Below are 10,421 nucleotides of genomic sequence, written 5' to 3' on the forward strand. Positions count from 1 at the left end.
CCCGACGGCGCGGCCGCCGCACTGGCCACCGCCTGTGCGGGGGAGGCGCTCGCCCTGGCGTCCGTCCTCATCGGCCGCCTCCCCGGCTGCCGCTTCGTCGCCGCGCCCGTGGACGCCCTGGGCGCCCCGGCCGTATCCGCCGTCGTCTGCGGGGCGGTGGCGCTCGCCCTGCTGGTCCATGCCACCCGCGCACTCTCCCGCGCATCGGCGCACACCTGAAGCGGCGGACCTGCCACCCGCAGGACCGCCCCCGAAACTCCCGCGGAGCCGACGCCGCGGGCCGACCACCCGGTAACACCTCAGAAGGAGAACGAAAAATGAGCCCCGAATCTCCAGCACCGACCCGTCGGTATCGAGAGGCGGCCGCGCGATGAGGGTGCTGCTGCTCGGAGCCAACGGATATCTCGGCCGCTATGTGGCCGACCGGCTGCTCGCCGATCCCGCCGTGCACCTCACGGCCCTCGGGCGCGGCGACGACGCCGACGTCCGCTTCGACCTCGCCAGCGGCAGCCCGGGAGCGCTCACCCGCTTCCTGGACGCCGTCCACCCCGGGGTCGTCATCAACTGCGCCGGTGCCACCCGCGGCGGCGCCCGCGATCTGACCCGGCACAACACCGTCGCCGTCGCCTCCGTCTGCGAGGCGCTGCGCCGCAGCACCTGCAACGCCCGGATGGTGCAGCTCGGTTGCGCCGCCGAGTACGGACCGAGCCAGCCCGGCTCGTCCACCGCCGAGGACGCGGTCCCGCGCCCCGGCGGCCCGTACGGGGTCTCCAAGCTGGCCGCCAGTGAGCTGGTGCTCAACTCGGGGCTCGACGCGATCGTCCTGCGGGTCTTCTCGCCGGTCGGCCCCGGCACCCCAGCGGGCTCCCCGCTGGGCCGGCTCGCCGAGGCGATGCGCCGTGCGATGCAGGCGGGGGACAAGGAACTGAAGCTCTCCGGGCTCGGTGTCCAGCGCGACTTCGTCGACGTACGGGACGTGGCGCGCGCCGTCCACGCGGCGTCGCTCTCGGCCGCCCAGGGCATCGTGAACATCGGCACCGGCCACGCGGTGAAGCTGCGCGACGCCGCCGCCGTCCTGGCCAGGGTCGCCGGTTTCGGCGGCACGCTCCACGAGCTCGACGCACCCCAGCACCGCCACTCCGGCCTGGTGGCGCCGCGCCCCTCCGAGCCGGTCATGGACCACCTGGCAGCGCCGTCGCCGTACCCGGACGGCTGCGGCGGCTGGCAGCAGGCGGATGTGCGCACCGCCCGCGACCGCCTCGGCTGGCGCCCGCGCATCAATCTGGAGGAGTCGCTCGCCGACATCTGGATGGAGGCGGCATGCCGCATCTGACCCCGGCCGCGACGCTCTCGGCCGAGCTGGGCTTCGGCGTACCGGGCTACGCGCACCCGCTGGTCGCACCGGTCGAGTGGGCCGAACTGACGCGGCCCGGCACGCCGTTGCACTGGGTCGTGCTCAATGTGGCCAACGGCCCGGGCGCCAGGCCCGACCCGCACTGCCTGGCGGCGTCGGGCCGGATCCGGAACACGGGGACGCGGGTGCTCGGCCACCTCGACATGGCGCACGGCACCCGCCCGTTCGGCGAGCTGATCGCGGAGGCCCACCGCTTCACGGACTGGTACCGCACCGACGGCTTCTTCCTCGACCGGGCCCCGGCCGGGCGCCCCGACCTGCCCGAGACCCGGCGGATCGCGGACGCCCTCAGGTCGGTGACGGGGAGCGGATGCCATCTGGTCCTCGGGCACGGCGTCCATCCGTATCCCGGATACGCCGAGACCGCCGACCAGTTGGTCACCTTCAGCGGCCCGTGGACGGACTACCGCTGGTCGCAGGTGGCGGAGTGGACCGCCGAGTACGACCCCTCCCGGTTCGCCCACTTCGTGCACGGCGTTCCGCGCACCCATCTGGAGGAGGCCGTCCGGATCGCCCGCTGGCAGGGGGCCGGCACGATCTTCTTCACCGACCGGACCGACGCAGGCAGCGGCGGTGTGCCTGAGGAGAACGCGCCGTTCGAGGCACTGCCCGGCTACTGGGACGAAATCGTCTCGCGGATCGGACCTGGTGTCTCGGAATGAGAAGGGGCGTGGCAGTGTTACGGAAGAACCATCGTACGTAGATACCGACCAACGGAGTCCCCGTGTCGCTGCCACCCCTGGTCGAGCCAGCTGCTGAACTCACCGTCGACGAGGTCCGCAGGTACTCCCGCCACCTGATCATCCCCGACGTGGGGATGGACGGGCAGAAGCGGCTGAAGAACGCCAAGGTGCTCGCCGTGGGTGCGGGCGGCCTCGGCTCCCCCGCCCTCATGTACCTGGCCGCGGCCGGGGTGGGCACGCTGGGCATTGTGGAGTTCGACGAGGTCGACGAGTCGAACCTGCAGCGCCAGATCATCCACAGCCAGGCCGACATCGGCCGCCCCAAGGCCCAGTCGGCCAAGGACACGGTCCTCGGGATCAACCCCCTGGTGAATGTGGTCCTTCACGAGGAGCGGCTCGAGGCCGAGAACGTGATGGACATCTTCTCCCAGTACGACCTGATCGTGGACGGCACGGACAACTTCGCCACCCGCTATCTGGTCAACGACGCGTGCGTGCTGCTCAACAAGCCGTACGTCTGGGGCTCCATCTACCGCTTCGACGGCCAGGCGTCCGTCTTCTGGTCCGAGCACGGCCCCTGCTACCGCTGCCTCTACCCGGAGCCGCCGCCCCCCGGCATGGTCCCCTCCTGCGCCGAGGGCGGCGTGCTCGGCGTGCTCTGCGCGTCGATCGGTTCCATCCAGGTCAACGAGGCGATCAAGCTCCTCGCGGGCATCGGCGACCCGCTGGTCGGCCGGCTGATGATCTACGACGCCCTGGAGATGCAGTACCGCCAGGTCAAGGTCCGCAAGGACCCCGACTGCGCGGTCTGCGGTGAGAACCCCACCGTCACCGAGCTCATCGACTACGAGGCTTTCTGCGGCGTCGTGTCCGAGGAGGCCCAGGAGGCGGCGGCCGGTTCGACGATCACTCCCAAGCAGCTCAAGGAGTGGATCGACACCGACGAGAAGATCGAGATCATCGACGTCCGCGAGCCGAACGAGTACGAGATCGTCTCGATCCCGGGCGCGAAGCTGATCCCGAAGAACGAGTTCATCATGGGCTCCGCCCTGTCGGACCTCCCGCAGGACAAGAAGATCGTCCTGCACTGCAAGACGGGCGTCCGCTCGGCCGAGGTCCTGGCCGTGCTGAAGTCCGCGGGCTTCGCCGACGCCGTCCACGTGGGCGGCGGCGTGATCGGCTGGGTCAACCAGATCGAGCCCGAGAAGCCGGTGTACTAGACCGGAGCGCATGACCGACCGCGTCATCGGAGGGGCGGCCCGCACGGGAAGTGCGGGCCGCCCCTCTTCTCTGTGCTCCGGGGTGCGCGGATGCGGCTGTGCGGCCGCCGGGTCGGCGCTACTGTGTCGGAGAGGGAGACAAAAGCCGCATATCCGCCAGATGGGATCTCTCCATGCCGCTCGCCCGCAGCCTCTCGCGTGTGCTCGTGGAGCGGAAGACGACGCGCAGGGAGCGCGCGGGGTTCCTCACGTTCCTGCTCGTCGTGCTCGCCGTGATCGTCGCCGTGGAGTCCTTCACCCCCGGTGACCTGCGGGTGGTGCTGTTCGCGAGTCTGGTCCCGCTGGTCGGCGCCCTGGTGCTGAGTGTCCTGACCACCGCGGTGCTGGCCACCCTCGCCGGTGTCTGCATCGCCGGTTCGTACCCGCTCTTCGCCCCCCATGAGCGCGACCCCGGCCAGATGGCGGTCGTCCTCGCCGCGACCTGGGCGGTCGGGCTGCTCGCGCTGCTCATCGCACGGCTCGGCTCCCAGCGGCAGTCCCTCCTGGAGCACACCCGCGGCGCGGCCGAGGCGGTCCAGCTCGCGCTGCTGCGGCCGTTCCCGCTGCGTACGAAGGACTTCGAGGCGTACGGGGTCTACCTCGCGGCGGACGAGTACGCGCGGGTGGGCGGCGATCTGTACGAGCTGATCGAGTCGCCCTTCGGGACCCGGGTGCTCGTCGCCGACGTACGCGGCAAGGGCCTCGACGCGATCAACGCGGGGGCGGCCGTGCTCAGCGCGTTCCGGGTGGCGGGGTACGAGGAGCCCGGCCTCCCGGATCTGACCCGGCGCATGGAGAACATACTGGACCGCTACAACGAGTACGCCGAGACCATCGGCCAGGAGCCGCGCCATGTCACCGCGCTCCTCGCGGAGTTCGCCCCCGACCGGCAGCGGATGCGGCTGGTGAACTGCGGGCATCTGGAACCGTTCACGGTCAGCGAGTCCGGTCCGCGGCAGATCGCCCTGGGAGAGGCCGGGCTGCCGCTGGGCCTCGGCTTCCTGGTCCCCGAGGAGGAGCGGGCGCGCGCGGTCGTGGAGACCCGACTGCCGTACGGGGCACGACTGCTGCTCTTCACCGACGGGGTCACGGAGGCCCGGGACAGCCATGGGGTGTTCTACCCGCTGGCCCGGCGGCTGCGGAACTGGACCGGCCTGGAACCGGCCGCCCTGGTGCGGGAGATCGAGCAGGACCTCCACCGCTACGTCGGCGGGCGGCTCCACGACGACGCGGCGATCCTGGTGATCACGGCCCGCTGAGCCGGCCGTCGCCACGGGACATTTGTCCTGCCGGAGTGCGGACGGTTCGCTCTGCCGCCCGAGGTGCCCGGCGCGGGAAGCTTCTCGTGTCGGAAACGAAGCCTCAGGGGGAGCAGAAAATGACCGCAGTGAGCACGGAACAGACCACCGCTCAGATCAGCGCAGGGACCACCGCACGGACCACCGCTCAGGACACGGCCCGGCCCACGGCCCGGCCCGCCGCACCGGTGGCCGGGTGCCCGGTGGAGATCAAGCCGCTGCCCAACTGGTACTTCCCGATCGTCGGCACCTTCGCGGGCATCTTCGACATCGCACGGGCCTACCCGGCCGCGTACTGGCTGATCCCGGTCGTCGCGGCGCTGAATCTGACGCTGTCGCTCACGGTCCTGCGCACCCGGATGCGCTTCATGAGGGCGCTCTGGAAGAACAAGCGCACCCGGCTGCTGGCCGTCGGCCTGGTGGCACTGCGGTTCGCGGTCCGCGGCCTGCTGGGGCTCGCCGGACTCGCCGTGGGGGCGGCCGTCGGCAGCGTACTGATCGGGGTGGTGATGGCCGTACTGGGCACGGCGATGGCCTGGGGCGACCAGTGGCTGATCCTGCGGACGCTGGAGCGGACCCGGGCGCAGGGCGCCTGACCGGCGGGGGCGGGAATCCCCGGGGGCCCGGCTCGGCTCGGCCCGGCCCGGGGCGGGCAGCCCCTACGGTCCTACAGCGCCCCCCGGCGCGTCAGATAGTTGAAGCACAGCCAGCCCGGCAGCACCGGAAGCCAGAACGTGAGCAGCCGGAAGAGCAGCACGGCCGCCGCAGCGGTCCCCGGGTCCACGCGCGCGATGATCAGCGCACCGGTCAGCGCCGTCTCGACGGCCCCGACCCCGCCGGGTGTCGGCACGGCAGACCCCACCGCGTTCGCGGTCAGGAAGACCACCGCGATGCTCGCGTAACTTATGGTCGAGCCGCCGCCGAAGGCCCGGATCGACGCGTCGAGGCACATCACGAACGTGCCGGTCAGCAGCAGCATCCCGCCGATACCGGTGAGCAGCTTGCGCGGCTGCTGGAGTACGTCGAGCATGCGCGGCACCACACCGGCGAACAGCGAACGCACCCGCGTGACGACGAACTTCCGCAGGAACGGCACCGCCGTCACGACCAGGGCGAGCACCGCGGCCGTCAGCAGGCCGGCGATCACCGTACGGGACGGCGTCAGCGACGGCGTCTGCTCGGTGCCCGTCACATAGCCGAAGACCATCAGCAGCAGGATGTGGCTGGCGAGGCCGAAGAGCTGCGAAGCCCCGACACTGGCCACCGCGAGCCCCGGGCGCACGCCCGCGCGCTGCAGGAAGCGGGTGTTCAGCGCCACCCCGCCGACCGCCGCCGGCGCCACCAGCTTCACGAAGGACCCGGCGACCTGCGCGGACACCGCCCGCAGGAACGGCACCTTCTCCGGCACGAAGCCGAGCAGGCTCATCGCCGCCGCCACATAACTCAGCGCCGAGAACAGCACCGCCATAGCGACCCAGCCCCAGCGCGTAGTGGTGATCAGCTGGTGGTACGGGATGTTGGCGAGCTGCGAGAGCAGGAAGTACGCGGCGACGGACCCGGCGATGACCGTGAACAGGGTGCGGAGCTTGACGCGTTCCAGACGGACCGGTTCGGCGTGCGCCTGCGGCCGGATCAGCAGCACCTGGTGGCGGATCTGCGAGAGCAGGTCCTCCTCGCGCGCCCCGTCCAGTGCGTCGTCGATGGCCTCCTTCTCCGCTTTCTTCTCGGCACGGGCGGCCTTGCGGCTGTCGCCCGGCGCCTCGTCCGCCCCGGCCTTCGCCCGCTTGGCGGTCTCCGACGCCTCGATCACGGCTTCCCGCTCGCGCTGCGCGCGTTCACGCGCCAGCTGGCGCAGGGTCGCCCGGGTCGACCGGCTCAGCGCCAGCGGCTGGAGCAGCGGCAGACTGTCGGCGACCTTGTCGGGCCCGATGACCGCGACGGCGGACGTCACCGAGCGTTCGGCCCCCGCCCGCAGCCCCAGCGTGGTGAGCAGCTGCGCGATGTCCATCCGCAGCACGATGTCGCTGGCCGCGATCTCACCGCCGCGCAGATCGGTGAGGATCACCCGGCCCGACTTGTCCACCAGGATCGCGTCGCCGACGAGTCTGCGGTGCGCGATGCGCCGGGACTGCAGGGCCTGCATCTGCCGCCAGGCGTTCTGCATCAGCTCGTCGGTGATCTCCTCGTCGGGCAGTGAGTCGAGGGAGCGCCCGCCGGTGTGCTCGTACACGAGCATCACCGCGTCGGGGCCCAGCTCGGAGGTGGCGATCAGCTTCGGCGCGTTCGCCCCGGCGGCGATGGCCGCGTACGCGAGGAGCGCCTCCTGCTCCAGGGCCTGGCGCAGCGACTGGATGGAGCGGCCGGTGGAGATGGAGCGCAGGGTGAGGCGGCGCCACACCCGGTAGAAGAAGCCCTGGGCCTGCTGCTCCCGGTCGACGACGGTGACGTCGAGCGGCGCGCCGTCCTCCAGCGTGACGAAGTAGCGCCGGCCGCGGTCGCCCTGTTCGGCCGAGTCGGGGATGTCCTCGGCGCGCATCGCGCTGACCGGGTTGAAGCCGACGTGCCGCAGCCCGGCGAGCAGCTGGCGGCCGGTGGGGCGGACGTTGGGCGAGCCGACGGCGTACAGGGTGCCGTAGGCGACGGTCCAGCCCAGCAGGATCGTCACGATGATCGAGAAGGGGGTGGTCTGCCGGCCGACCAGCACGGCGAAGGAGTTGACCAGCAGGACCACCCAGAGCGCCACCCGCCAGCGTGGTCTGCGGGCCATGCCGACGGCCGTCATATAGGCGATGACAGGGGCGAGATAGCCGTGCACCGGGTCGGTGAGCGTGCCGTTGCTGAGGGACTGGGTGAGCGCCTCGGTGATCGATTTGGGTGCGGCCTTGGCGACCCAGAGATCGGTGGCGAGTGCCGCACCGTGGGCGAGGACGGCGGCCAGCACCCCGTCCGCGATCCGCAGGCCGTCCCGTTTCACCAGCCGTTCGATCGCGAAGGCGACCGGCAGGATCAGTATGGCGATGGACGAGAAGAGCCCGGCGAGCTTGAGCAGCAGGTCGGGCGTCTCGACGGTGCCGTTGTGGATGTCCTCGGCGAGCCCCGACGTCGTGCCGTGGGCGAAGGCGGCGATCGCCAGGACCAGCGCGATGGCCAGGATGCCGGTGAGCAGACGCAGCAGATCGGACGGGCGGTGCACCCGGGCGGCGAGCAGCGGCTCGTCACCGGATACCCGGTCGATGGCGGTGGCACCGCCGAACTCGGGCGGCGAATCCCGGCCGGGGACGGGTCCGGTGCCGGGGCGGGATCCCGGCACCGGGTGCGATCCCGTACGAGGGGGTGTGCCGGCACCGGGCTCCGTGCTGCTTGAGCCGCCGGGTTCGGTGCCGCGGGCACCTGCCCCGGGCTCCGTGGCGCCGCCGTCAGGACCCGGGCCGGCCCCGGGCCCGTCAGGACCGCGACCGCCCGGCCCGCCCCCCGGTTCCGGAACCGTCTCCGGCCCGCCCGGAGGGGTTTCGGAGTCGGGGGCGTTCGCCGCCTCCGGTGGCTCCTGCACGCCTGGCCCCTCCGTCGGTTCCTTCTTGTCTCGTATCACTGCGTTCCACCTCGGGATGCTGGGCCCGTGGGCGGAGCGGCCGGGCGCTGCCCGCGGGAAGCCCGGTCACCGCCCGGACGATGGTGGCATGTCCGGGCGGCGCGGGCGGGCATCAGGGCCCCTTTGTGGGAAATGGCCCGCTCTGCGGCGGGCCCGGCGCGTTGTCGGCGCTGTGGTGCAGGATGGACCGGATGAGTGCTGAGCTGCCGGAGTACGCGGAACGGGTGCTGGACGTCGCGGAGCTGATCCCGCCCGGCCGCGTCATGACGTACGGGGACATCGCCGAATGGCTGGGGGAGGGCGGCCCCCGCCAGGTGGGCCGGGTGATGGCCCTCTACGGCGGCGCCGCCCCGTGGTGGCGGGTGGTGCGCGCGGACGGCGCGCTGCTCCCGGGCCACGAGTTGCGGGCGCTGGAGCACTACCGGGCGGAGGCCACCCCGCTGCGGGACGCCCCACGGGCCGCCCGTGACACGGACGGCCATCTGCCCCGCCTGGACATACGGCGGGCGCGGTGGGACGGGGGCGGCGGGGCTCATGTCTGACAGCTTCCGCCATTCGGCCCTCCCGCGGGCGGTCTGAGACCCGTACGGAGTACGCAGCGGGGCGCCTGCCCCCGTCGTCGAGGCCACCCCGCCCGACGGCGTAGCGTCGGCGGAACACCGCGGGCACGGCGGCGCGGCCGCCCCCGCCCCTCCCTCCGTCCGCACATCCACGCACCACTCCCAGGACCGGCGATCCACGTGAGCACCTCCACTTCCCACCGGGTAAGGCCCCGGGCCCCGGGCGCGTACCGGCTGGTGCGCACCCCGCCGGGCTCGGAGGATCCACCCGTACTGGACGCACGCCAGCGTGCGGTGGTTGACCACCGCACCGGGCCGCTGCTGGTGCTGGCCGGGCCCGGCACGGGCAAATCCACCACGCTGGTGGAGGCGGTGGCCCGGCGTATCGCCGAAGGGACCGACCCGGAGCGGATCCTCGTCCTCACCTTCAGCCGCCGGGCCGCGGTGGAGCTGCGCGACCGGATGGCGGTACGGATCCAGGGCGGCGGGACCGGACCGCTCCCCGCCGCCGGCGCGCCGGGCGGCGGATCCCGGATCGGTACGTACGGCCCGCAGGCGACCACCTTCCACTCCTTCTGTTACGCCCTGGTCCGCGCCCACCAGGACGCCGACCTCTTCGCCGAACCGCTGCGGCTGCTGTCGGGACCCGAGCAGGACGTCGCCGTACGGGAACTGCTCGCGGGCCAGCTCGACCTGGGCCGGATCCGCTGGCCCGACGAGCTGCGGGCCTGTCTGACGACCCGCGGTTTCGCCGACGAGGTGCGCGCGGTGCTCGCCCGCAGCCGGGAGCTGGGACTCGGCCCGGAGACCCTGGCCGCGTTCGCGAAGCGCACGGGCCGCCCCGACTGGCATGCGGCGGCCGGGTTCCTCGCCGAGTATCTGGACGTACTGGACGCGCAGGGCGTCGTCGACTACGCGGAGCTGGTGCACCGCGCGGTGCCGCTGGCCGAACGGGCCGATCTCCGCTACGACGCGGTCTTCGTCGACGAGTACCAGGACACCGACCCGGCCCAGGTCCGGCTGCTGCACGCGCTGGCGGGCGGCGGCCGGACCCTGGTCGCGTTCGGCGACCCCGACCAGTCGATCTACGCGTTCCGCGGCGCCGATGTGAACGGCATCCTGGACTTCCCCGACACGTTCGCCCGTACCGACGGCCGCCCGGCGCCCGTCGAGGTGCTGACCACATCGCGCCGCTCCGCCACGGCCCTGCTCACGGCGACCAGGCTGCTCACCCAGCGGATGCCGCTGCCCCGGCTGCCCACCGCCCAGGTCCGCGCGCACCGGGAGCTGTCGGCGGTACGGTCCGGGGGCCGGGTCGAGGCGTACACCTATCCGACGGCCGGCACCGAGCTGGACAACATCGCGGACATTCTGCGCCGGGCCCATCTGGAGGAGGGCGTGCCGTGGAACGACATGGCGGTCCTGGTCCGTGCGGGCGGCCGCTCGATCCCGGCCGTGCGCCGCGCGCTGTCCTCGGCCGGGGTTCCGCTGGACATCGCGGGCGACGATCTGCCGCTGCGCCACGAGCCGGCGGTCGTCCCGCTGCTGACGGCGCTGCGTGCGGTGGCGGAGGCGGCGCTGGACGGCGGTGCCGGCACCGGTGACGTGGACCAGGCAG

Annotated in this window: 8 protein-coding genes and 1 pseudogene; 8 read left to right on the forward strand and 1 reads right to left on the reverse strand. The window is 72.6% G+C overall.

Going from position 1 to position 10,421, the window contains the following annotated elements; genetic code table 11:
- The 6 genes and pseudogenes from G3I19_RS30250 to G3I19_RS30275 all read left to right on the forward strand — a co-directional run.
- Nucleotides 1-219, forward strand: a pseudogene (locus tag G3I19_RS30250) (hypothetical protein); the annotation flags it as partial.
- Nucleotides 220-370: 151 nt separating this feature from the next.
- On the forward strand, nt 371-1,333 hold the full coding sequence (locus G3I19_RS30255; protein ID WP_164266911.1) for an NAD-dependent epimerase/dehydratase family protein: 963 nt from the start codon (nt 371-373) through the stop codon (nt 1,331-1,333).
- On the forward strand, nt 1,321-2,076 hold the full coding sequence (locus G3I19_RS30260; protein WP_164266912.1) for a spherulation-specific family 4 protein: 756 nt from the start codon (nt 1,321-1,323) through the stop codon (nt 2,074-2,076). The genes G3I19_RS30255 and G3I19_RS30260 overlap by 13 nt, the downstream gene beginning before the upstream one ends.
- 62 nt (nt 2,077-2,138) lie before the next feature.
- A complete protein-coding gene (moeZ, locus tag G3I19_RS30265; RefSeq protein ID WP_164266913.1) occupies nt 2,139-3,317 on the forward strand; it encodes an adenylyltransferase/sulfurtransferase MoeZ in 1,179 nt (392 codons plus the stop codon).
- A gap of 173 nt (nt 3,318-3,490) precedes the next feature.
- Complete coding sequence (locus G3I19_RS30270) at nt 3,491-4,615, forward strand: PP2C family protein-serine/threonine phosphatase (protein ID WP_164266914.1); 1,125 nt, start codon at nt 3,491-3,493, stop codon at nt 4,613-4,615.
- Between the two features lie 119 nt (nt 4,616-4,734).
- A complete protein-coding gene (locus G3I19_RS30275) occupies nt 4,735-5,250 on the forward strand; it encodes a hypothetical protein (protein ID WP_164266915.1) in 516 nt (171 codons plus the stop codon).
- Nucleotides 5,251-5,321: 71 nt separating this feature from the next.
- Here G3I19_RS30275 and G3I19_RS30280 read toward each other — a convergent pair whose 3' ends face one another.
- Nucleotides 5,322-8,243: a lysylphosphatidylglycerol synthase domain-containing protein gene (locus tag G3I19_RS30280; protein WP_164266916.1), complete on the reverse strand. Its 2,922-nt coding sequence runs from the start codon at nt 8,241-8,243 to the stop codon at nt 5,322-5,324.
- A 182-nt stretch (nt 8,244-8,425) separates the two neighbouring features.
- On the opposite strand from G3I19_RS30280, the gene G3I19_RS30285 reads away from it, so the two are divergent.
- The gene (locus G3I19_RS30285) at nt 8,426-8,785 is read left to right on the forward strand and encodes an MGMT family protein (RefSeq protein ID WP_164266917.1); all 360 of its coding nucleotides are present in this window, start codon (nt 8,426-8,428) and stop codon (nt 8,783-8,785) included.
- A gap of 192 nt (nt 8,786-8,977) precedes the next feature.
- Nucleotides 8,978-10,421 (forward strand): ATP-dependent helicase (locus tag G3I19_RS30290; protein ID WP_164266918.1); only part of this gene is annotated, 1,444 nt, incomplete at its 3' end.

Source organism: Streptomyces sp. SID10853 (assembly GCF_010548145.1).
In the GTDB taxonomy this organism is placed as follows: Bacteria; Actinomycetota; Actinomycetes; order Streptomycetales; family Streptomycetaceae; genus Streptomyces.

Excerpts from the sequence above, each read along its gene's own strand:
- G3I19_RS30255 (WP_164266911.1), top strand. The coding sequence starts at position 371 with ATGAGGGTGCTGCTGCTCGGAGCCAACGGATATCTCGGCCGCTATGTG.
- G3I19_RS30285 (WP_164266917.1), top strand. The coding sequence starts at position 8,426 with ATGGACCGGATGAGTGCTGAGCTGCCGGAGTACGCGGAACGGGTGCTG.
- G3I19_RS30270 (WP_164266914.1), top strand. The coding sequence starts at position 3,491 with ATGCCGCTCGCCCGCAGCCTCTCGCGTGTGCTCGTGGAGCGGAAGACG.
- G3I19_RS30275 (WP_164266915.1), top strand. The coding sequence starts at position 4,735 with ATGACCGCAGTGAGCACGGAACAGACCACCGCTCAGATCAGCGCAGGG.
- G3I19_RS30260 (WP_164266912.1), top strand. The coding sequence starts at position 1,321 with ATGCCGCATCTGACCCCGGCCGCGACGCTCTCGGCCGAGCTGGGCTTC.